Below are 22,604 nucleotides of genomic sequence, written 5' to 3' on the forward strand. Positions count from 1 at the left end.
TCATCACCTCCCCTCTCACAAATGGCACCCGTCTGACCGGATAAATAAGAATCAGTTCAATCCACAGAGAAAACGGTACACGATCAAGCTATGCATGAACAGTCGTATATTCGGATCAGATGCCTGCTCCGGACGGGGATGTCGGTAGTTCGTCATAACCGACTTAATATAGCCCATATTGAGATATTCAGCAGCTCGCAAATCATGACACATCACTTGCAGCTCTCCCATAAACGTCTCCCAGCAAGGAAGCATACGATGTAGCCAATCCGCAGGCTGTACGCCGCGTACTCGCTGATTCAATCGAACATCATCAGGAAGATGATCACGCATAGCTTTACGAATGAGGGCCCTGTCCCGACCGTTTTGTACATATTGTTCAAATGGCACCGATAAACAAAAGCGAATGACACGGCTATCTCCGGTCGGATCACGTTCCCACAGGCCATAACGGAGTGAAAGCTTGGTCGCCATGACACCATTTTTGTTGGCAATCGCCAAATTTGAAAACTTCTCTTTTCTTGTCTGATCAGCATTTTTTCTCCAACCTGTGCCACTCAATACAGGAATATCTTCTACATTCATCCGTTTGGCAAACTCCGGGTGAATCAGTGATGGAATCGGACTTCGATGGCTGTGTCGCAACCATGTACAGGCTTCAAGTGAAGTGGCTTTTTTCAACACCACGGGGAGTAGATGAGACATACGATTGCCTGTAAGCTTGCTGTACTGCCACACCCCCTGCAAGGATTGCAGCCAGTGCAAACGACGAAACTGACGGGCGTAATAGTCCAGCGCAGGCCCCCACGATACGGTAAAATTCCCGCGTGCCCCAGTCAACAGAACACCGACATTGTGTTCCTGCGCTTTTTCATAAAAACCCCTGATCCAGAAGGAGTTTTCAAAATATTTGTAGGGAGCTTCCATCAATTCCAGCCACATATCAATTTCAGAAAACGGGCTTTTCCCTTCAAAATCCATATAATTTTCTTGAATGTTGCCCACATAGCGAGCCGTGGAATGAATGTAGCTGCGTTCATTCGCCAGCAATGTAGGCGGTGTCCAATCTGTAAAATCTTGAACAGGAATATAGCTGTAAGCATGTAGCGGTTTATGTTGTAAGTGCAGCGATGGCGCGGCAAAGCTGGCAACTGCTCCGGAATCCAATCCCCCGCTCAGGGCAGCCCCTACAGCCCGATGCGTCCGTAACCGGGCATTCACCGCCTGTGAGAATACCTCGCGGAAAGCTTCTATGTATTCGTCCCCTGTTTTGAGCCGCAATGGCTCTACCTCTTCCAGACATGCATATTTATGGAGCGATTGCTTTCCCTCTTCCATGGTGAACCAATGTGCGGGAGGCAGCTGGTTAATATGCTTGTAGACGGTCGTCCCGATATCGACCGATTCCTGCATCGCACGGATCGATAAGAATTCGGCCAGCCAGGGTTCATGCAGTTCTTTTCTCAGTGATGACAGAGCCCATAGCGGAGCGATTACCGTGCTAAATGCAAATCCTCCGTCATGTTGGTAGATGTACAGCGTACGATTGCCTGTCATATCTCTAGCACCATATAATCGATGTTCTTTAGCATCCCAAATGACAAAGGCAAAATCACCTATCAGATAGCCCGCTGCATCTACACCCCATTTGTCGTATGCCAGCAAAATCAACTCGCTGTCTGTGATATCTTGCCGCTGCCCCTGCCCAACTCCCAGCCGTTCAAACAGCTCAGCACGATTGTCAATGATCGCATCGGCCGTGATGGCCAAATCCCTTAGCTCATCATAAAAGGGAAGACGCTCATGTATAGATTCAGGAGTCACAATCTGGGCATGACATCCCAAAAAAATGGAACCTTCATGCCAAACGCACACGCGGTCGGCGGGATATTTTTGCAAGGTTTGCATCATTCTCTCGCCTTCTTCAGCACATACAGCCTCATGCCCAAATCTATAGATTCCGGCAATTGCACTCACGTTCTCCCCCCTTTTCTTTTCTGATACTTGATAACACTATAGACGCCCAGCGCCTGAGCTTACGGGTCAATAGATGGGATCGGATACCTCGGCTTGGGCACTGATAGCTTTGGAGCTGCGCGATCAGCCGGTTCCGCTCCTCCAAGCTTTGTGCCAGTCTGTTTTCCAGCGATTGAATGCGTCTATTACTCACCATCTGTGCCATGTCCATCTCTGCCGTGGTGTGAGGTGCAACATGATGAGTTGCAATTGTCATTAAGTCTTTGTTATACGCATCCTGTTCTTCCAGCATTCGATAAGCTGTCTTCCATTCAAAGCCACTTTGTTGGAGGAATTGGTGTGTACGTCGACTCAACAGCTCTACATCCGGGTCATCTTCAAAGCGGACTCCAGTCAGCTGCTCAGCCTGTTCCAGCGCCTCCCCGTAACCAAGCTGCCTAAACAAGCGAGCTCCAATACTTCTGCAATACAGTTCAATTTCCATTGTACTCAACAGATGTTGCCAGCTATGTACCGAATTCTGATGCGCCTGTTCATGCTCTATGACAAATGGATCACCCGCTCCCATGCTATAAAAAAGACTGGATTGAGGCGTATCCGCAAAGTTCCCGTACCTTTCCATCCCCGGCTCATAATGGACCCCCAGAAAATGACACAGCTTCTCGATCTCCAACATTGGATTAGCTACGAGTTGTTCATACATAAGCGGGTATGCAAGTGGATGAGGTGTGGCAAAATAATGAGCGTAACGGAACAAACCAACCGTAATATCTGTCATTTTCATATTAAAATGCGAACTCCCCAGTTCCTTCAGCAGATGAAAGGATTCACCCCGGAGCTGATTGACCTTTTTAAACGAGGCCACGATGGCCAAAGGATTACGGATAAGCCACACTCTGCGGGCAGCGGGGAATAAACGATCTAAAAATTCATGCACGGTATAGTAACGCGGTGATTTGTCAATAAGCATATCAGCGGTTGTCCCTTGAAGCAGGCCATTATAGATTTCAAGTGCATACGAACGGGAGGCCTGTTCTAATACCTGTGGAGGGACCATGCCTTTAAAAAATTGCCGGAGTATTCCTGTTCCTCCATATGGCCGGGCATGCGACAGGGGAAGATCATATAAACTGAGCAGGAACCACATTTCCTGTGTGGCAAACAGGCGGGAATGGTTTTGCAAAATAGCGGTTAGCAGCGAGCTTCCACTTCGAGGGACACTCAATAGAAATACGAGCTTTCCGCCTTGCTTGTCAATCAAGCACACTCCTCCTCTATCTCTGCTCAGAGATGTTTTGATAGATACACATCGTATTTTTATTATAATTTATGATACATAGTGTATCTTGTCAATCCCTTTGATGGATAATTTCTGTGCTGCATGTTCATGTTAAACCTTATGTAGATTTAGAAGTCTAGCCAGTTGCCTGTAAATTGATCCTGCTGCATGTTAGCCAAAGGAGCTTAGCGCTATGGGACGAGCTGTTAAAGGTACGATTACGATCGAAGGTCATGAAATTGCGATCACAAACCCGGATAAACCGTTGTGGCCCGAAGCGGGTGTAACTAAGGCGCTATATCTTCGCAAGCTTGCGGTATTGGCCCCCTTCCTGCTCAAATATTGCCATCAGCGTCTATTGACTGTCATCCGTTGGCCACATGGGATTCACGGGGATTTTTTTTATCAGAAAAATGCCCCACAGCCGCGGCCAGACTACATTGAAACCGCTCTGCATGATGGCATTGAGTATATCGTGCTTGGCAAGCTGCCCCAGCTACTTTGGCTCGGTAATCAAGCTGCATTGGAATTTCATCCCTCTCTGCACCTAGCAGGAAGCCAACTGCCCTGTGAATGGATGATTGATCTTGATCCATCCAGAGAGGTCGAGCCACGTATTATGGAGGCCGCCTCCATTGTAGGCGAAGTTTTGGCTTCGCTTGGGTTGGACTCGGTCCCCAAAACCTCCGGGGCGACAGGTGTACAAATTATCGTTCCGATCCGTACAGGCGTAACCTTTGACGAGCTGCGCAGCATCGGACTGTTGGTTGGACAATTTGTGACGGAAAAGCACCCGCATCTGTTCACTCTGGAACGATTAAAGAAGGATCGCGGAACAGCCATCTATTTTGATTATCTGCAGCATTATCAGGGAAAAACCCTAGCTGCTCCATATACTCCACGGGCACGTCCCGGCGCTACAGTCTCCACTCCGCTAACCTGGGAGGAGGTACGGCAGGATGTGTCGCCACTTGACTATCATTTGCTGAATATTGAGGAACGGTTAAACCAGGTAGGCGACTTGATCGCCAAGGTCCCTCCCCAGCCGGTCGAAAACATCCTCCAGCATATGCGCACCAAGGCTTCCCCCACCTGATCCATGCTTGGAGAGCACAAAAAAGGGGACGAACCCCGCAGCCATAGGCTGAGAAATTGTCCCCTTGCGCTAGTGTATTCCTTTTTTCTTAAAACGTCCGCCCTTCACATCGTGAATGTTACCGATCGCAACGAAGGCGTGCGGGTCCCAATCTTCAACGATGCTCTTCAGCTTCGCTTCCTCCAGTCGGGTAATGACGACGAAAATCACTTTCTTGCTCTCGCCTGTAAAGCCGCCTTCCCCTTCCAGATAAGTTACTCCCCGTCCAAGACGGTCCGTCAGGGCATCACCGATATCACGGTATTTCTCACTAATAATCCAGACCGATTTGGACTGATCCAGACCCTCAATCGTAATATCAATCATTTTCATAGCAATATAATAAGCAATCATGGAATACAGGGCATTAGGCCAACCGAACACAAAACCCGCACTTCCCAGAATGAAAATATTCACAAACAGTACGATCTCACCGACCGAAAAGGGAGTTTTCTCACTGACGAGAATAGCCACGATCTCCGTGCCATCCAGCGAGCCGCCGGATCGAATCACAAGACCCACCCCAACGCCAAGAATGACACCTCCGAAGATCGCGCCGAGCAGCGGTTCCCCTGGAGTCAATGCACTTACATTGTGAAGTAACGCAGTTCCGATGGACATAACGACAATGCCGAATAATGTGGATAAAGCGAAGGTTTTACCGATTTGTTTGTAGCCGATAAGTAAAAATGGAAGGTTCAACAGGGTCAGGAAAATACCGAGCGGATAACCAGTAATCTTGGAGGCCATAATGGAAATACCTGTAACGCCTCCGTCAATAACGCCATTAGGAACCAGGAATATTTCCAGTCCCACAGCCATCAGCGCTGCACCAACCACAATCATGGCTGCACGCTGGAATAAGCGTTTTACTTTGTTCTTTGGATTAGCTGGAATTTTGCTGATCTTGGTCAACTCTCCGGTTACATCTGTGATCTCAGACAGATTTTGGACTTCCTTGCTCACTACACTCATATATAAATCCCCCCGTTACAGTATGGTATATTAGACCGAAAAAGGGGCTGCTCCCCGCAGTCCCCTCTCCTTTACGGCGCTTAGTTATACGAATAGTATATCACAAAACTGTGATTTTGCGCAAAAAAGTTAGTAAAGAGCACATAAATCACAATAAAGCGGGATTATATTGATAAAAACGGCGAAAACCGCCTTTAAAGGAGAGGAGAGAGCATGCGAGTTAGAATTTCAGCTATTTTTTGAGATCGAGGACGTCTGCGAAACACATTCAATTCTATTTTTGAAGAGTTGGAAATGTCCTCTACAAAATCTGCAGAAAGCCGATCTATCGCCGAAGTGGCAAAAAGTACAGCAGTCAACTCAAAATTATAGAAAAAGCTGCGCATGTCCATATTGGCGGTCCCGACCGAGCCAAGCAAATCATCCACAATCACCACTTTGGCGTGAATAAATCCTTTTCGATATTGGTAGAACTCCACTCCTGCCTCAAGTAATTCTTGCACATAGGACAGTGAGGCCAGATGAACCAGTTTTGAATCTGATTGGTAAGGAATAATAATTTTCACATCGATGTCACTGACGGCCGCCAGCTTCAGCGCCTCATAAATCCCCGGATCGGGAATAAAATACGGCGTCGTTATCCAAATCCGCTTTTTGGCAACCGAGAGTGCTCCAAAGCACAATTCCTGAATCGTGTCCCACACCTGATCAGGACCACTGCTCAAAATCTGTACTTCCTCAATCCCTGTACAGTTATGTGGGGGAAATAAATTTACATCCATCAGCCGCTCTTTTGAAGCCAGTTTCCAGTCGCTAAGAAACACATTTTGCAGAAAATAAACGCCATCTCCTTCAATCTGCAAGTGTGTATCCCTCCAAAATCCCACTTTAGGGTATTTTCCGAGATAATCGTCGCCTACATTGATTCCCCCCACAAATCCGATCGTACCGTCCACCACCACGATTTTCCGGTGATTACGATAGTTAATCCGGCGATCCAGCGTGGCAAAAAAAGGCGGTAGAAAATAATGAAATTCCACCCCAGCCTCACTACAGGTGCGAATAAATGAATAGGGCAAATTGTAGCTTCCTACGCCATCCACAATGAATCGCACCTTCACTCCCTCACGGGCCTTACGGATCATGACCTCCTGAAATTTCTTTCCGATTTCGTCTGCTCGAAATATGTAAAATTCCACATGGATATGGTGTTGTGCATGTTCCATCGCTGTCAGCATGGCCTCAAAGGTCTCTTCTCCATTCGTAAGCACACGAGTGCGGTTGCAGCCAGTCAACGGGTTTTCCGACATACGAATTAACTGATTAAACAGACGCTCCTGATGCTTGAAATGGGGATTGTGCATTTGCTCTACATTTTCAATCACCCTGGTTTGTGCCCACAGGCGTTCACGGAATTCACGAAATAGCTGTGATCCTGCTTTACGAACCACTTTACGCTTCTGGTAATCCTGTGCGACAAAATAGTACACCACAAAACCAATGAGCGGGAAGCAAAATAAAATAAAGAGCCAGGCTACCGCTTTGGACGGCTTGCGAAATTCGAATAGCAGAATCGTCCCGGTCTGAAAAATAAAAACAATTAAAACCAACAGCAACCACAGCATGTTTAAGCCTCCTTATATATCTACGTTTTATACAAAGCTCCAATTTTTTTGACATGTTTGCCTCTTAAACTGAATAGATAGTAACCAAGCACTATAGGAGCGATGTCCGGAAAGGAGCGATTATGAAAAAAGGAAGCCTAAATCGCCGGATGACCCTGCTTGTCATTCGGGATGCACAGCAACCGCCCAAGCAGCTACAATGCTCCACAGCCGCTGTCATTCTCGTCCCGACCCTTGTGATCGCATCAATCTCTACGCTCGTGATCGGGCTGCAAATCCGTTCTTCCCATATTATTTCCCAAATGGAAACCAATCTTGCTGTTCAGAGTTTGCAGATGGAGGTCACGGTAGCAGACAAAGACGCAGCTATTGGGCGGCTGCGACAGGAAGTCATGGAGCTGACGAATCAAGCCACTAGTATTCGCGAACGTCTCCAGCGCGTAACCGAGCTGGAACAACAAATGCAGCAATTCATTCGTAAATACGGAAATTCCTCCAGCGCAAGCAGCCATAAATCAACCATTACTCCGCTCTCCTGGAATGCTTCCGATCATATCGGAGGCGAATTGATCGCAGTGCATGAAAATACAGCCCTTTTAGCCCGCCAGGCCATGGATGATTTTCAGGAAATCGAGGCTCTGCTGGACACCGTGGAGCGTACGGTTCCGAGCTCGATTCAACAAGCAAACGCCGTCCAGCAGAACCTGGAGCGCAAACAAGCCGCACAGCTGCTCCAGACCCGCAGACTCGAACTTACTGAACAAGGGAGACCCTCGATTTGGCCTGCGGGTTCGCGGCGCATGACCTCCAGCTTTGGCTATCGCAGCGACCCATTTACAGGTAGATCCGCTTTTCATTCCGGCGTGGACATTGCCGGTCAATCCGGCGATCCTGTCTATGCGGCAGGGGCAGGCACTGTGCTGGAGGCCGCTTCCAGCGGAGCCCGCGGCAAGTGCATCATCATTCAGCATCCTGACGGACTCCAGAGCTGGTATATGCACCTAAGCGGTATGCAGGTGGCTCCGGGGGACCGTGTCCACAAAGGACAGACCATTGGCCTGCTAGGAAGTACCGGAAGAAGCACAGGACCTCATCTTCATTTTCAGATTGTCAAGCATAACCAACCTGTCGATCCATTACTGTATGTACAATGAGGATTTTGCAAAATACTGACAATATAGGATTGGAGGCAAACGCTTATGTTCAAGGAATCCAAGAAAAAGCTCCCCACCCCGGCTACAGATACACTGCTCGCAAATGGCACCCGCTTTGAAGGTACGATTGTGGCAGAGGCCAATATTCGCATCGACGGTCACTTTCAGGGCGATATCTACAGCACTCATACTGTCGTCATTGGAGAATCTGCGGTTGTACGCTCGGACATCATTGCACGGGACGTCATTCTGGCCGGCAAGGTGTTCGGCAGCATCAACACAGAAGGACGATTGACCATTACACCCACAGGCGAACTGTATGGAAATACGGCGACCCCCACACTGGTCATTTCTGAAGGCGGCATCCTGAACGGCACCAGTCAAATGAACCAAACCACGATGAACCAAGCCATAGAGGCAGAATCCCCGACGGCTACAGATAAATCCGATGATGAAAACCAATCCAGTTTCAGCCAAGACGAAGAGGACAGCGAAGCCACCCTACAACCTGAAGCAGGCTAGATCGGCTTATACTCCTTTTATATCCAGTACATCCTCCATTCACTCCATGATATCCTCCACTCTGCGTTCCAAAAATAAATGATACACCTTGCGTATGACGATTTTGCCGCACATATATAATGGAATCACCAAAATGATCCCCAAGATCCCGAGCAGGTCGCCACCAACCAGCAATAAAATGACGACAGTCAACGGATGAATATCCAGCTGCTTGCCAAAGACAATCGGCGATAACCAATTATCCTGAATTTGCTGGGCAACGATCACCACTACCAGCGACCAGAGCGCCATGGAAGGCGATTCGAGAAATCCAATGATAACCACAGGTATAGAAGCAGCTACTGCCCCCACATAGGGAATAAAATTAAGGAAAATCGAAATAACGGCAAGCAGCAAGGCATAAGGCAAACCAATAATCAAAAATCCAAGGAACATCATCAAGGCCAATGCGACATTGATCAGCACCCGACTGACGATAAAGCTGCTAAGCGCACTATCGATATCCTCCATCACCTCCAGCGCGTCCTTGTGATATTTTTTAGGAAAGAAGTTTAGCATTGTGGGGCCAAACTTGCTCCCTTCCTTCAACATATAGTAGAGCAATATCGGGAAGGTAGCCAATACGATAAAAAAGTAGGATACAAACGATACCAGCTTTACCGAATAATCTGACAGCGCAGAAAAGGCTTCATTCAAGGTATCTGACAGTTGTGACAGCGGGTCTTCACCTGGAGGCAGCACTTGTCTCAAGGATTGATTATGCCGCCACTGGCTCAATTGATCAACCAGACTTTTAATGAGCTTCGGCGCATTCTCAAATAAATTGGTTACCTGATCACGGAGCGTAGGCCACACTCCCCATGAGAAAAGGAACAGCAGCACGCCAATGACCAAATAGATCAGCAATATGGAAATCGATCGTTTGATTTTTCTCCGTTCCATAACATCTACGATCGGTCTCAATAAATAATAGAGGAAAAAAGATAGCATCAGCGGTACAATCAGCAGGCTGACCAAGGATACGAGAGGACTGAATATAAAACTTACTTTGGTGCCCAAGTAAATGATGAGCAGTAGCATGACGATTCCTGAAGTCAGACGAAAAAAACGATTATTTTGCAGCATATCATGCGCCCCCTGTTCTGTTTCTCTCTACTTCTTTAAACGCAAACCGACCCTATTGATTGATTCTTGCTGAAAATAGATTACAATATACCCACACTTACAGAATATGTAGCAAAAATGACATAAATACTGCATGAACAGTGTTAACATATAAAAAAGGAAGTCCAAATGCCTAAGCATTGGACTTCCTTTTTGATCTCAGCATTTTGCCAAAATCCTCGTATGATTAAATCATTCATTCTAAGAGAAACATGTCTAGGTTGAAACATCCCGTTTTACGAAAACCACCCAGGCAACTGCGATAAAAACCACATAATAAGCGGCCAGCACGGCGAGCGAAAAGATTAGATCGGAACTTACTGTACCCGGCGGCATATCCAGATATTTTTTCAGATCCATATGCGTAAAGAGTACGTATTTGGTCCATTCAAAACGATCTGAACTGAACAAGCCAATCGAGTTATAAATGGTTTTGGTGAACATCATAAACAAGGACAAGCCAATCGCCAAGGCGCTGGACCGAAACACCGCAGATAACATAAATGCAAAGGCCATAGTTACGAATAAGGCGATATAGCTATACAAGAAATTTAGCGTTACGTAAGAGATTGGATCACTGAACAGCGGAACAGAGCCTGCTGGTGTGTCCTTCGATAACATCAGCCAGGAGGACAGCGTAACCATCAAGACCAAAATGATCGTTCCGAGCAAACTGAACAAAATCACCGATATATACTTGGACAACAAAATTTTGCTGCGAGTCCAGGGTCGGATGAGCAGCAGCTTAATCGTCCCCCATGTAAATTCGCCAGCCACTGAATCGGCAGCTACAATAACCGTAAACGTCGTATTGAGAAAAAATGTAAACAACGTTGTCAATGCGATGCCATCCCACACACTGACCTGATCGGAAACCAGAGAAATCAGCATTGGAATCACAGCGGTGATGACCGCCAGCAGTCCGAGCATAATCCAAGTGCGCACACGCAAGTAGATTTTAAGATTTTCGTTATGTACCAGCTTGAAGAAATCAGCCAATGGACCCGCCTCCCGTCACTTCCAAAAATTGATCTTCCAACGTACGGGCAACCGGGCGAATGGCATACACCTTGACTCCATTTGCAGCCAGCAGACTGTTCATCTCTGCAATCTGTTCCCGCCCCAGGTGCAGCAGTAGTTGATTGCCTTCGATGCGCCCTGCTCCAGCAAGGGTATAAGCTTGCTCGGCATCATTGACTTCAAAAGCGATTTCCGCCGTCTGCGCTTCTCCCTCTGAATTCTTCAACTGCTTGATATCGACCAACCGCCCACTCTGAATAATAGCCACACGGTCGCACATCAGCTCCATTTCGGACAACAAATGACTTGATACAAATACGGTAATTCCTTCCGTACGGGTCAATTGACGCAAATAATCCCGCAGTTCACGAATACCCTGCGGGTCCAAGCCATTGGTCGGCTCATCCAGCACAAGCAGCTTCGGTCGATGCAAAATTGCCTGAGCTACCCCGAGTCGCTGCCGCATTCCGAGCGAATAGGTTTTGACTTTATCATGAATTCGGTTTCCGAGTCCTACCAGACGAATCGCTTCATCTATACGCTCTTGGGTCACCCCGGGAGACATGCGTGCAAAATGCTGCAAATTTTGATAGCCTGTCAGAAACTTGTACATTTCCGGGTTCTCAACAATCGCACCAACATGGGAAACAGCCTTTTCAAAATCGGTAATGATGCTGTCTCCACAAATATGAATATCACCCTTGCTGATCGAAATCAGCCCAACCATCATACGAATAGTGGTCGTTTTTCCCGCACCGTTGGGTCCGAGGAAACCAAATACCTGTCCGGCCGGAACCTCCAGTGTCAGATTGTCTACGATCGCTTTTGAGGAAATGATTTTACTCACACCCTCCATACGTATAACGGGAACCTGCCCTGCCGCTTGCTGCATGCTATGAAACTCCTTCCACCCGGAGTGAAGCTATCATCTTTTTTACTGTACATTTCCGGTTTTGGAAGTATTGTACCATATTTATCCTTTCAGAGACACCTTTGGGGCACCTTATTATGGCTGTTCCTTTTCCTTGTATATCCAAAGCACCTTCCACTCCTCATCTTCCTGCGTCACATAACAAGGCTGTACGATATCAAAAGTGCCGAAACGAGTCTTGTAATGCTGAGTGACCGTAATACGGTAGACCTTGCCTAGCTCTTCTCCATTCGGATCAGTACGAATGTCGTACTCAGCCTGTGGCTCCCCCAGTTCAAACGTAAACGTATCCGTCCCCATATCCTGCATAAAAACGTGCGCACGCTGCTGTACATACGTGGACTTTTCGAATTTCTTCTTCATTTGTGAATGAAAAAGCTCCCATGAGCCGCCAAAATTCCCCGATTGCTCCATCGTATAGAAATCATTCAGCACTTTTACGGCTTGATCCCCTTCCCCCGTAGACATTACCCCACGCAGACCCATCCACAGCAGAATAGCAACCCACATATGCTTGCAAAATACAGCAACTTACGGACGAACGCCGAAGCTGCTCTCCTTCTAAGCAGCATACATGCCCCTCCCTCTGTCGGACTGTACCGAATACTCTACAGATGTATGTGGGACAAGAGGAGTTTAGAAGAGAACAACGGGTCTCCCTGAAGGACACCCGCCTGCTACGATCTTTCCTAAGGCGATGGGGCAGTTGTGAGCAAGTGCTTCTCCAATATTCCATGGATGCGTTGGCGTTCCGGCTCATCTACGATGTAATAATACACGCCGTTGATTTTGCTCCCATGTCCCTTGATCTCAACGGTATCCGTCTGCTTAAGGGATGGACCGATCCGGGTCAGAAAGGTCTTCATATCGTCAAAGTTAATGTCTGTGCGAATCTGTTCCCCTGCTGCCTCCAGGATCGGTTTTACTCGCAACAGCCCTTCTTTGCTGATGGATTGGGCCAGAATTTGCTTGAGCAGCTCTCGCTGGCGGGCGTTCCTTCCGAGATCCCCACGCGGATCATCAAATCGCATACGGGCATAGGCCAATGCTTCAGTTCCGTTCAAGTTCAAATTCCCCTGCGCAAAATGATGCCCCTCATACTGAAAATCAAACGGATTGTAAACCTCGACTCCCCCCACAAGGTCCACCATTTTCGCAAACCCTTCCATATTCATTTGTACATAGTAATCTATCGAATGGTTCAAAAAATGCTCTACCGTACGGATCGACATATCCACGCCTCCAAAAGCAAACGCGTGATTGATTTTATCCTCACGTCCCCTACCCACCAGCTCTGTTCGCGTATCACGAGGAATGTTGAACATCAACATCGAACCCTTGGCAGGATTCACAGACAGAACGATCATCGTATCGGATCGACCTGGATCGTGCGGCCGCCGATCTACACCCAGCACCAGCACGGTGAACGGCTTGAACTGGGAGATGGCTGCCGGATTGGGTGTACTCGCTCCAGTGTCTGTACCTACGGAGCGCCCCGATCGGCCCGTTGCAAGGGTAGAGACGGCTCCGGGCTGCACGATGCTGCGCGGATGATACATCGCATTCGCCGCTGTTTTAAAGGAATGATACACATAGGTGGTATAGGCTGCCCCTCCTACCACCAATAACGCCACAGCCCCCAACGTCACCTTCAGCCATCGTTTCATACGCAGCCTCCCTTTACGGATTCACTACAGACTGATGACGATCTATATCCAGATTGTTCAACTGTGGCCTACCGACAGAATAGTATGCAAAGGCAGATTGTCTGATTTGTTCTTCCCTATATACATTGCGCCCGTCAATCATAATGGGATACTTCATCAGCTCGTTCAGTTCACCTAATCCGACCTCACCAAACTCCTCCCATTCCGTCAAAAGACACAATGCATCGCACCCTTCCGCTGCTTCCCGCGCACTATCGGTCCACGTTATTTCCGGGCTGTCCAGCAATCGGCGGAAGTTAGCGGTAGCGATCGGGTCATACGCACGAATGTGCGCCCCTGCCTCCAGCAGCGACTGTATGATATCCAGCGCCGGGGCGTCTCTTACGTCATCTGTATTTGGTTTAAAGGCCAGCCCCCATATGCCAATCGTAGCTCCTTCCAGCTCACCCAGTGCCTCTTTCAGCTTGCGAATCACGTTAAAACGTTGTCCCTGATTCACCTCTACTACCGATTTCAGCAGCTTAAATTCATAATCCACATTGCCTGCAATTTGAATTAAAGCCTGTGTATCCTTGGGGAAACACGAACCTCCATAGCCAATACCGGCGGACAAAAAGGAGGAACCGATCCGTTGATCCAGCCCCATACCGTGGGCCACGCGTGTAACGTCTGCGCCCACTTTTTCACAAATATTCGCAATCTCATTAATAAACGAAATTTTGGTCGCCAAAAAAGCGTTCGACGCATACTTGATCATCTCGGCCGAACGGATATCCGTGGTTAAGATATTCGTTGTCAGCGGCTCATGCAGAGTAGTTAGCACCGCCGCCACATGCGGATCAGAAGCTCCAATGACGATTCGATCTGGCTGTAGGGTGTCTATCACTGCCGAGCCTTCTCGTAAAAATTCAGGAACCGAAGCGATGCCAAAAGGATAGTTCGTGCGACTCGCCATCCAGTTTTGAATACGCTCGTTCGTTCCGACAGGCACCGTGCTTTTGGTGACAATGATCTTGTAGCCATTCATGGCATCTGCCACCTCGCACGCTGCTTCTTCGATATAGGATAGGTTGGCTTCCCCACTCGGCAATGAAGGCGTACCTACCGCCAAAATAACAATATCAGCTGCTTGCACCGAGGCCGCGATATCTGTTGTAAAGCTCAGCCGCCTCTGCTCCACATTATCTTTAATTAGAGCCTTTAAGCCTGGTTCATAAATCGGTACCCCGCCTGCACGTAACTGCCGAATTTTATCTTCATTCTGGTCGATACAGACGACGGTATTTCCAAGCGCGGCAAAACAGACCCCTGACACCAGTCCGACATATCCGGCACCTACCACACATAGCTTCAAAAGCAATTCCCCCTTATACATGCTGTCTCATTGCATCGTACTTTTGCTCCGTTTTACTTCTCTATGCCTCTCCCTGTATGCCGATTATGATAGAGCGTGAGCCTTTTATTATGCCGATAGGATTTGAGAAAACGATAGATATACATTGGATTGTTATACGCATACCTCTTCCACAAACGCTTTGGCTCACAGAGCAGACGGTAGAGCCACTCCAGTCCCAGCCTTTGTATCGCTAGCGGAGGTCTGCGAACCTTGCCTGTAATATAGTCAAAGGCAGCCCCTACTCCGATCATCACGCCTCGGATGCGGTCCTTGTTACGATGCATCCAGATTTCCTGCTTCGGGCAGCCCAGACTAACGAATATGATATGCGCACCTGAGGCATTGATTTCCTCAATGATCCGCTTCTCCTCAGCTGGCTGAAGTTCACGAAATGGCGGTGAAAAGCTGCCCGCGATACGAATTCCAGGATAATCCTGCCCTATCCTGTCTTTTAAGCTATCCAGCGTATCCGGCGTACTGCCGTAAAAATATACGCTCACCCCCGTTTGTGGCGCACGTTCGCACAACTTCAGCATCAAACTGGGACCATCCACCCGATCCTGACGCTTAAACCCGTACAGCTTGAGCGCCCATACCAGTGGCATACCGTCTGGAGTACACAAATCAGCTTGAGTGAGCGCTTCGTGGAACTCGGGCTGATTCCCGGCCGTGACAATGGAATGGGTGTTGCAAATACATACATAACTGTCCTTTCGTCCGACTGCCCATTGTTCCAGCGTATGTACCGTCTCCTGAAATGTCAGTGCTGCAACATCTGTGCTCGTAATCCTTCCGACTCTATACTGGGGCGGCTGCTTCATTGTCACATTCCTCCATGGCCTCGCTATATATCGCCAACAGTTGCTTCACATTCACTTCTTCCGTGTAGTGTGCTGCATAGTTTTCCGCCACCTTCTGCCGCATAGCTGTATAGTCCTCATAGGCAACTGCATGGCGAATCACGGTCTTTATATTTTCCAGATCATCATGTTGAAAATGGAAACCCGTCACCCCGTCCTCTACGACTTCCTCCAGTGCGCCGATTCGGCTGCACAATACTGGCGTTCCCACCGAATAGGACTCTACAATCGTCATCGGAAAACCTTCATACCAAATGGAAGGCACCATGACATACATGGCCCGGCTCATGCAGTCCAGCACCGTGTCTCCATCCTGCTTGCCGAGGAACCGAATATCTTCCTGCGGATAAGCAGCAGCCAGTTCAGCCTTTTCCGGACCATCTCCAATGATGAGTAGTCTCAATCCGTCCCGATTTTCCAGCTGTGACCAGGCTTGCAGCAGATTGCGAACCCCCTTTTCAGCAGAAATCCGCCCCACGAATAACAAATAACGATCTTTGGAATCATACTTGGCTTTCACTGCTTGATGATGGATAAAATTCGGTTTCACTGCGATACGGTCCAGCGGAAGGCCACTTTCGGCAAATTTGTCCCGTGCAAACTCCGTCAGTGCAATATAGCGACTTACCTTGTGCTGCCATGTGCCAATCAGCTCGTTGAACTTAATCATCGCCGCCACCGGAATCGTCTGCAGCTGCGAGCCTCGGTAACATCCATGACGGATGGAATGCAGCAGCGAGCCGTGCAAGCATTTTTCACAAACCTCATTCCCACGCATAAAGGTTGCCGCCGGACAAATCAGCCTGTAATTATGCAGGGTCTGGACCACCGGAATCCCCAGCCGTTCACAGGCATGATAGACCGAAGGGGATATGACCGGGAAAAAATTGTGCACATGTACCACATCCGGTTTCACCCGCAAGAGCAGCTCTTTGATCCTTTTGAATTCCGGGAAGGACCATGCCGCCTCCACCGCCAGCTTGGCCATGTTGGCCAAACCTTTGCTTTGAATGCTGTCGTTGTGCACATAGTAATGCTCCGTCTCTATTCCTCTGGAACGCAGCATAGCCGATTCCTGCTCGACAACCTTGTCTTCTCCCCCACTTTGCTGATAAAAGTTATGGATGATCAGTACTTTGTTCACAGGCGGGGTTATTCGTCTGCTAACCTGCTGGCTCACGTGGCCGCCCCTCTTTCCTGTGTTGATTGCATAGCGTGATTGGAACTCATAGGCTTGATCCGCTGCTGGCTTACGATATCATCCGCAATCCGATCCCATGACATCCGCTCGATCGTAAGGAATGCTTGCTCGGCCAGGCTTCGTCTAAGCTCAGCATTCTCCAGCAGCGTGCCTATACGACCTGCCCATTCCTCTTCCGAAAAGCTTCTCAGCATCACTCCGCTCACCCCGTCCTCAATCAAGGTAACCGAGCCACCGTTCACCGAGGAAATAATCGGAACGCGGAACAGCATGCTTTCCAGCAGCACCATGCCAAAAATATCGTATTGCGTCGGAAACAGCATCACATCCGCCGCTCCGTAGATCTGCCACAGATGACGTTGCTCCACTCTTGGAAAATGTATAATACTATCCGTCAACCCCAATTGCTGGGCATATGCCCAATAACGATCCGTATCTACTTTCCGTCCATTCCCAACCATTAACAAAAGACAGCCAGGATGCTTTTGGAGTACTCTTTTGAACGTATTCAGCATAAAACGTATATTTCTTCTTTCCTCCAGTACACCGACATACAGCAGCACCGGGCGATCTCCGATCCGACGCAGCTCACTCGCAACCTCACGGTTTTCCTCGCGCGCTCCACTGTTGTCGTCACTGTTGAATCCGTTCTCTACATTGCTGCGATCCAGTCCGACTCCGATCGTTATTACGTTGTTGAAGCCTTTATTCTCCAGATAGCGCTTGGCCAGATCGGATTTAACATAGGTTCGGCGTAGAGACTTTGTCACCTTAGGCAGCAGCATAACATCGTACAGCTTGCGGATCAGTGCATGCGTGTTATCCCGGTATGGTCCGTGATACAGCGCCAGCTTGTCGGGGCATTTGCGGGAAAGCAGGTAGGTCATAATCTGGTTGTATTCTGTAGTAATGACCAGGTCATATGCTTTCAGAAAAGAATCTTTGAGAACCTCCCTGTAGATGCTGTTGCTTAAAAACTTGAACCCGTGCAGCCAGAGAATACGCAAGGTGCATCCTTCGTGCTGGTAAATCCGTTCCAGATGGGTCTCCTTACGATCGTTGTAGTAAACAATATCGCAATCGTAGCCTTTACGGACGAGCGCTTTACCCAAGCCAACTTCCTGCAAATTGTATGAGGCTCCATTCACCTTGCTGGCAAAGTTGCGAAGATACAATATTTTTGGAATCATCATCAGTGCTCCTGCCATTTCATATTGGGTGAGTTATGGCATGCGGGGTTAGAGGCGCTGCGCATTCCATTTGATCTTCCGATCGCTGTTGCAGTGGGATTCCCGGATATATAAAAAAAACATTACGAGGTAGGAATCCCACTGCAAAGGCGAACGCTAGCGCTTCTTCAGATTCAAATAGACCGCTCCGCTGCTGACCGCTGTTACCATAAAGTCACCCCATCTTAAAAAAGGGAATGCTGGGCATAAAGTGCCATTGCTGCGCGATTTGCGCGTGCGAATACATACAGGGCGTTGCTTCGTCAAACAACTTGTAATCTTGGCAGGTTATGGCACGCTCACAAGCAAGATGGCTATACTACCGCTAGGCTGACCAAGATGTCTTAACTAGGGCTTGCTTGTTGCTTGCCGTGAGTACTATTCATCAAGCTCTTTCGCCTTGAGAGAGCTATACAGAGTATTAATTACACCGGCATGCATGCTAGGTATGAAGTTCGCGGCGATAGGGCGTAGCTATCGCCGGGTGACTTTTACCTCCCCCACCTTATGGCTGGGGGAAATTCTTTTTGGTGACGGTGAAACGTAGCGGAGGGTAAGGATTTGAATCGAAGAAGCGCAGCGTTCGCCTCAAAGCTTTCCGAAGGAAAGCTCGCTTCGAAAGCATATTCCCCGTGGGATTCCGCCCGTTTACAGGGCTTATTTAATCCAGGAAATCCCTCGCTAACAGCGATCGGAAGATCAAATCCGTCCCGCAGCGGGCTGCCATCCACATTAACCGCTCCAGATCAACCCCGTCCCGTAGCGGCCTTTCCCCTCCAGCTTGGATGTTCCCCCTGCCGCTGTCTTTCCTCCATCATCTGCATATTAAAATGGTCTGCCCCTTTAAGCTGAGCGGCTGCCATATCCGCTACCAAGATCACGCTTGATTCCATCGGCACAAAGCGATATTTGTAGGCTGTAAGCCGATGATCCGTTTCGTGAAATAAAATGTCTTGGGCATAATTGCCCCATCGGTCCTTAGGCATCAAATCAATCGTCATACCTGCATGTGCAGAAGGCAGCAGCATATTGGAGCCATGAATGCCGATGACTAATCGGCTGGCTGCGTATATTTCGCATACCCGCAGCTCACTTTCCCGGTCGAAGCGTGATACACGCTCGTCAGAAATCCATGCCGGGAAGCTCCCTGTGCGCCCAAGTCCCGCGACTGTGAAACGATGATCAGGGAAGCTTTCTCTCAGCCTGCGGAACAGCCTGATGATTTTGCTCCGTTGATGATAAATTAGCGGTTTCAGTCCACGTTTGAGCTGTGGAAACTTTTGCACCACTCTGGCCATATGATGGTTGCCGCTCCACAAGCGGTCTTCCCTCCATACAAAGGTAATGCGTGGATTCGGTTCACGTTCCTCGTCATAACGCGCAACACCTGTAAATTGCTCAATTTCAAACTGGTTGGGATGCGAATATGCCGGACTGACGTACACCTCATCAAATCGCACCAATTCCTCAATCATCCGATGATGTAGCATAGGATAAAAATTTCGTGCCTTGCTGAATGGCACATCAACCGTCCAAATCTCAGATACATATGCCGGCACCATCCACTCCAGCGACTTTTGCACAATAACAATGATCCCTAATTCCGGTGATTGCTCATATTCGCGCTGAACATTCAGCAGCTTGAGCAATGCATGGCCATACAAATAATCTATAGTGTTGACAATGACTACACGCGAAGAAGCTTTCTTTTTATACACGGTCATACCGACTGCTAAATCATAGGAAGGATTCATCAAGGATTGCCGCAAAGGCTCTCCGAGCCATTTTCTTGACTTCGCATCACCGGTCAGCGTATAGTCAGGCATTTCTACACGATAAGGCGAATACGTCGCATGACCCACCCTCATGTCCTCAAGGTATTCACGTCCGCAACCCTCACATTTAGTACTGACACATACGTGGATTCCCTGCCACAGCACCTCTCCACCATGTAACGTACCTCCACAATGCGGGCACTGTTCCTCATGCCGAACAAACGGTTTAATCGGTATCATGATTGTTCTCTCCAACTTTCAGTACTGTAATATGAACATGCCAGAAGGTCAGAATGGACTTCATCATCCAACCCAAATTGGCTTTGACTTCCTTAAACAACAAATCCATTAGAAATACAGATATCGTAAAGGACAAAATCGTCGCCACTAAGGACCCTCGAACCCCAAGCCATGGGATCAGCGCGTAATTGAAGGCGATATTCGTAACCGCACCTATTACCGAGGTCAGCAGCGTATATTTGAACAAATTTTCGTTGGTGATAAACAAGCTTTTGGCGACACTAAAGTTGGTGAAAAATAGACGAATCGCAAACAGTGACAACAGCGAACCTGCTTCAGTGAACTCTCTCCCATACAGCACAACTACTACCCATTGGGATAGAAAAAATAAGGGAACTGAAGTCACAAGAAAGCATATAAACATCAGCCGATACACGTTAGACAACGTCCGTCTGTATTCATCGCTTCCTGTTTGCTTGGAACGCGTTACCACTGGAGCATAGGCTGTCGTCAGAACGACCGGGATAAAGCCCAGCACTTCGATGAGTCGGAGTGCAACGGAGTATTGCCCGACCGCTTCGTTCCCTAACATTTCACCGATAATGACCTGATCGATCCGTGCCTGCACATACACAGCGGAGGAGGACAAAATAAGCGGCCAGCTGTGATCCATGATTCGCCGAGCAGTCGTGAAGCGGAACGTCCACTTGTTCACACGCCGTCCTTCCCTATGGAAGAAATACAGCAGCAGCAAGCTCCCCAGCAGAAACTCTCCATGAGCACACAACGCCACTGTCCAGATTGGAGTACCGGACAACAGTAAAATGATTTTGGCGGTGGAACCGAGGACAAAGGCGGTATTCTTGGCAACGACCGTATATTTGGACAACATCTGCGCACGGAACCAGTAGTCGATAATATCAAACAACTGAAATACCGAGGCTGTAGCCAGAATCAGATTGATTAACCGTACTGAACTGTCTTCCGGTCTGAGCAGTGAAATAAAGGAATAGGACAATACAATGGCTACCAAAGTACCTAACAACTTCAGCAGAACCGCCGTGCCCAATAGCTCGTGCTCATCCTTGGGATCTTTGACAAGATCGCGTACTAATATTGAATCAAAGCCAAGAGTCGTAAAAATTAGAAACATTCCGAAAAAGGATTCCGCATAATTCCATTTTCCCAGTTCCTCTGGTCCCAACACCCTCGCCATGATAATGCTGACTGCTAGCCCGAACACCATGCGGATCATTTTGTCACCGAACAGCCAGGACGTATTCACCAACAAGCTTCTGCGCGGTTTGACACGTTTCTTGACTAATGTCATAGGTTCTACTCCATCTTGAAAAATGACCTCAAACACAGCTTTATAACCTGTTGATCTGTTAATGCAGCTGAAATCGTGTACAACGAAGAGACCCCCCAGCCAGCGGGTGGCCTCTTTCACCTCTTACACGACGACGGAAGCTTCGACTGCAGCCTGCCTTTTTACACGCTCCAAGTCTGCATCCACCATCATACGAACAAGCTGCTCGAAGCCGACTTCCAATCGCCAGCCCAACTTTTCTTTCGCCTTGGCACAATCACCAAGCAATAGATCTACCTCTGCCGGTCGAACAAATTGCGGATCAATAACAACGTAATCCTCGTAATTTAAACCTACGTGAGAAAAAGCGATTTGCAGCAGTTCCCGCACAGAATGCATTTCTCCCGTTGAAATCACGTAATCATCTGGTCGATCCTGCTGAAGCATCAGCCACATCGCCTTTACATAATCCCCTGCAAATCCCCAGTCTCGCAGTGAATCCAAATTACCCATGCGCAGCTCCTGCTGCAATCCCAGCTTGATACGAGCTACTGCATCCGACACTTTGCGTGTTACAAACTCCAGCCCACGGCGGGGCGATTCGTGGTTGAACAAAATACCAGAGCAAGCAAACATATCAAAGCTTTCGCGGTAATTGACTGTAATCCAATGGCCGTACACTTTGGCGACACCATAAGGACTGCGTGGGTAAAACGGGGTCGTTTCTGTCTGCGGTGTCTCCAGTACTTTACCGAACATCTCGCTGCTTGACGCCTGATAAAAGCGTGCTTCCGGTTTGGCAATCCGAACCGCCTCCAGCATATTGGTGACAGATAACGCTGTAATTTGCCCTGTAGCCAAGGGCTGCGGCCATGAAGCCGCTACAAAGGATTGAGCGGCCAAGTTGTAGACCTCATCCGGATCGGACTGACGGACGGCTTCGATCAGCGAAGCCAGATCAGTCATATCACCGGAAAGCCAGTGAATTTCATTTTGAATATGCGATACATTTTCAAAGTTTGGTGTGCTGGTTCGTCTGCGCATCCCATACACCTCATAATCCTTGGACAGCAGAAACTCAGCCAGATAAGACCCGTCTTGCCCGGTAATCCCTGTGATCAGCGCTTTTTTCATCCCAATTCCCC

At 48.4% G+C, this 22,604-nt stretch carries 19 protein-coding genes; 3 read left to right on the top strand and 16 right to left on the bottom strand.

Annotated features, from left to right (window positions below):
- Positions 1 to 51: 51 nt before the first annotated feature.
- Together ACQQ6X_RS10860 and ACQQ6X_RS10865 are read right to left on the bottom strand one after the other, a co-directional pair.
- On the bottom strand, positions 52 to 1,977 hold the full coding sequence (locus ACQQ6X_RS10860; RefSeq protein WP_305165322.1) for an asparagine synthase-related protein: 1,926 nt from the start codon (positions 1,975 to 1,977) through the stop codon (positions 52 to 54).
- On the bottom strand, positions 1,952 to 3,238 hold the full coding sequence (locus ACQQ6X_RS10865) for a sulfotransferase family protein (protein ID WP_326402244.1): 1,287 nt from the start codon (positions 3,236 to 3,238) through the stop codon (positions 1,952 to 1,954). Before ACQQ6X_RS10865 ends, ACQQ6X_RS10860 begins: the two co-directional genes overlap by 26 nt.
- A 211-nt stretch (positions 3,239 to 3,449) precedes the next feature.
- On the opposite strand from ACQQ6X_RS10865, the gene ligD reads away from it, so the two are divergent.
- Complete coding sequence (ligD, locus tag ACQQ6X_RS10870; RefSeq protein WP_305165324.1) at positions 3,450 to 4,352, top strand: non-homologous end-joining DNA ligase; 903 nt, start codon at positions 3,450 to 3,452, stop codon at positions 4,350 to 4,352.
- A 69-nt stretch (positions 4,353 to 4,421) separates the two neighbouring features.
- Here the strand turns inward: ligD and ACQQ6X_RS10875 are convergent, their stop codons facing one another.
- Together ACQQ6X_RS10875 and cls are read right to left on the bottom strand one after the other, a co-directional pair.
- Entirely contained in the window at positions 4,422 to 5,366 is a 945-nt protein-coding gene (locus ACQQ6X_RS10875) for a YitT family protein (RefSeq protein WP_081276708.1), read from the bottom strand.
- Between the two features lie 194 nt (positions 5,367 to 5,560).
- A complete protein-coding gene (gene cls / locus ACQQ6X_RS10880) occupies positions 5,561 to 6,991 on the bottom strand; it encodes a cardiolipin synthase (RefSeq protein ID WP_305165325.1) in 1,431 nt (476 codons plus the stop codon).
- Positions 6,992 to 7,113: 122 nt separating this feature from the next.
- Here cls and ACQQ6X_RS10885 point away from each other — a divergent pair, with 122 nt between their 5' ends.
- Both ACQQ6X_RS10885 and ACQQ6X_RS10890 read left to right on the top strand, forming a co-directional pair.
- Positions 7,114 to 8,145 carry a M23 family metallopeptidase gene (locus ACQQ6X_RS10885; RefSeq protein WP_305165326.1) on the top strand — a complete coding sequence of 344 codons (1,032 nt, stop codon included), beginning with the start codon at positions 7,114 to 7,116 and terminating at the stop codon, positions 8,143 to 8,145.
- A 45-nt stretch (positions 8,146 to 8,190) separates the two neighbouring features.
- On the top strand, positions 8,191 to 8,667 hold the full coding sequence (locus ACQQ6X_RS10890) for a bactofilin family protein (RefSeq protein ID WP_305165327.1): 477 nt from the start codon (positions 8,191 to 8,193) through the stop codon (positions 8,665 to 8,667).
- Between the two features lie 39 nt (positions 8,668 to 8,706).
- Here ACQQ6X_RS10890 and ACQQ6X_RS10895 read toward each other — a convergent pair whose 3' ends face one another.
- The 12 genes from ACQQ6X_RS10895 to gmd form a co-directional block, all read right to left on the bottom strand.
- On the bottom strand, positions 8,707 to 9,792 hold the full coding sequence (locus ACQQ6X_RS10895) for an AI-2E family transporter (RefSeq protein WP_305165328.1): 1,086 nt from the start codon (positions 9,790 to 9,792) through the stop codon (positions 8,707 to 8,709).
- Positions 9,793 to 10,047: 255 nt separating this feature from the next.
- Positions 10,048 to 10,830, bottom strand: a complete 783-nt coding sequence (locus ACQQ6X_RS10900) for an ABC transporter permease (protein WP_305165329.1) — start codon at positions 10,828 to 10,830, stop codon at positions 10,048 to 10,050.
- Entirely contained in the window at positions 10,823 to 11,743 is a 921-nt protein-coding gene (locus tag ACQQ6X_RS10905) for an ABC transporter ATP-binding protein (RefSeq protein WP_305165330.1), read from the bottom strand. The genes ACQQ6X_RS10900 and ACQQ6X_RS10905 overlap by 8 nt, the downstream gene beginning before the upstream one ends.
- A gap of 114 nt (positions 11,744 to 11,857) precedes the next feature.
- Positions 11,858 to 12,292: a hypothetical protein gene (locus tag ACQQ6X_RS10910; protein ID WP_305165331.1), complete on the bottom strand. Its 435-nt coding sequence runs from the start codon at positions 12,290 to 12,292 to the stop codon at positions 11,858 to 11,860.
- A 179-nt stretch (positions 12,293 to 12,471) separates the two neighbouring features.
- Positions 12,472 to 13,449, bottom strand: coding sequence for an LCP family protein (locus tag ACQQ6X_RS10915; protein ID WP_305165332.1), 978 nt, complete (start codon positions 13,447 to 13,449; stop codon positions 12,472 to 12,474).
- A 13-nt stretch (positions 13,450 to 13,462) separates the two neighbouring features.
- Positions 13,463 to 14,803 carry a UDP-glucose dehydrogenase family protein gene (locus ACQQ6X_RS10920; protein ID WP_305165333.1) on the bottom strand — a complete coding sequence of 447 codons (1,341 nt, stop codon included), beginning with the start codon at positions 14,801 to 14,803 and terminating at the stop codon, positions 13,463 to 13,465.
- A 53-nt stretch (positions 14,804 to 14,856) separates the two neighbouring features.
- Entirely contained in the window at positions 14,857 to 15,666 is an 810-nt protein-coding gene (locus tag ACQQ6X_RS10925; protein WP_305165334.1) for a WecB/TagA/CpsF family glycosyltransferase, read from the bottom strand.
- Entirely contained in the window at positions 15,644 to 16,885 is a 1,242-nt protein-coding gene (locus ACQQ6X_RS10930; RefSeq protein WP_305165335.1) for a glycosyltransferase family 4 protein, read from the bottom strand. Before ACQQ6X_RS10930 ends, ACQQ6X_RS10925 begins: the two co-directional genes overlap by 23 nt.
- Positions 16,882 to 18,096, bottom strand: coding sequence for a glycosyltransferase family 4 protein (locus ACQQ6X_RS10935; RefSeq protein WP_305165641.1), 1,215 nt, complete (start codon positions 18,094 to 18,096; stop codon positions 16,882 to 16,884). Before ACQQ6X_RS10935 ends, ACQQ6X_RS10930 begins: the two co-directional genes overlap by 4 nt.
- A 785-nt stretch (positions 18,097 to 18,881) precedes the next feature.
- A complete protein-coding gene (locus tag ACQQ6X_RS10940) occupies positions 18,882 to 20,150 on the bottom strand; it encodes a hypothetical protein (protein WP_305165336.1) in 1,269 nt (422 codons plus the stop codon).
- On the bottom strand, positions 20,137 to 21,480 hold the full coding sequence (locus ACQQ6X_RS10945; RefSeq protein ID WP_305165337.1) for a flippase: 1,344 nt from the start codon (positions 21,478 to 21,480) through the stop codon (positions 20,137 to 20,139). The genes ACQQ6X_RS10940 and ACQQ6X_RS10945 overlap by 14 nt, the downstream gene beginning before the upstream one ends.
- Positions 21,481 to 21,603: 123 nt before the next feature.
- Positions 21,604 to 22,593 carry a GDP-mannose 4,6-dehydratase gene (gene gmd / locus ACQQ6X_RS10950; RefSeq protein WP_063207772.1) on the bottom strand — a complete coding sequence of 330 codons (990 nt, stop codon included), beginning with the start codon at positions 22,591 to 22,593 and terminating at the stop codon, positions 21,604 to 21,606.
- Positions 22,594 to 22,604 lie beyond the last annotated feature (11 nt).

Origin of the sequence: Paenibacillus ottowii (assembly GCF_050516475.1) — a bacterium.
Taxonomy (GTDB): domain Bacteria; phylum Bacillota; class Bacilli; order Paenibacillales; family Paenibacillaceae; genus Paenibacillus; species Paenibacillus ottowii.

What these genes read in the sequence shown, in the direction of transcription:
- gmd (WP_063207772.1), bottom strand. Translation starts at nt 22,593, where the DNA reads ATGAAAAAAGCGCTGATCACAGGGATTACCGGGCAAGACGGGTCTTAT.
- ACQQ6X_RS10905 (WP_305165330.1), bottom strand. Translation starts at nt 11,743, where the DNA reads ATGCAGCAAGCGGCAGGGCAGGTTCCCGTTATACGTATGGAGGGTGTG.
- cls (WP_305165325.1), bottom strand. Translation starts at nt 6,991, where the DNA reads ATGCTGTGGTTGCTGTTGGTTTTAATTGTTTTTATTTTTCAGACCGGG.
- ACQQ6X_RS10910 (WP_305165331.1), bottom strand. Translation starts at nt 12,292, where the DNA reads ATGTGGGTTGCTATTCTGCTGTGGATGGGTCTGCGTGGGGTAATGTCT.
- ACQQ6X_RS10885 (WP_305165326.1), top strand. Translation starts at nt 7,114, where the DNA reads ATGAAAAAAGGAAGCCTAAATCGCCGGATGACCCTGCTTGTCATTCGG.
- ACQQ6X_RS10925 (WP_305165334.1), bottom strand. Translation starts at nt 15,666, where the DNA reads ATGAAGCAGCCGCCCCAGTATAGAGTCGGAAGGATTACGAGCACAGAT.
- ACQQ6X_RS10940 (WP_305165336.1), bottom strand. Translation starts at nt 20,150, where the DNA reads ATGATACCGATTAAACCGTTTGTTCGGCATGAGGAACAGTGCCCGCAT.
- ACQQ6X_RS10935 (WP_305165641.1), bottom strand. Translation starts at nt 18,096, where the DNA reads ATGATTCCAAAAATATTGTATCTTCGCAACTTTGCCAGCAAGGTGAAT.
- ligD (WP_305165324.1), top strand. Translation starts at nt 3,450, where the DNA reads ATGGGACGAGCTGTTAAAGGTACGATTACGATCGAAGGTCATGAAATT.
- ACQQ6X_RS10895 (WP_305165328.1), bottom strand. Translation starts at nt 9,792, where the DNA reads ATGCTGCAAAATAATCGTTTTTTTCGTCTGACTTCAGGAATCGTCATG.
- ACQQ6X_RS10875 (WP_081276708.1), bottom strand. Translation starts at nt 5,366, where the DNA reads ATGAGTGTAGTGAGCAAGGAAGTCCAAAATCTGTCTGAGATCACAGAT.
- ACQQ6X_RS10945 (WP_305165337.1), bottom strand. Translation starts at nt 21,480, where the DNA reads ATGACATTAGTCAAGAAACGTGTCAAACCGCGCAGAAGCTTGTTGGTG.
- ACQQ6X_RS10890 (WP_305165327.1), top strand. Translation starts at nt 8,191, where the DNA reads ATGTTCAAGGAATCCAAGAAAAAGCTCCCCACCCCGGCTACAGATACA.
- ACQQ6X_RS10915 (WP_305165332.1), bottom strand. Translation starts at nt 13,449, where the DNA reads ATGAAACGATGGCTGAAGGTGACGTTGGGGGCTGTGGCGTTATTGGTG.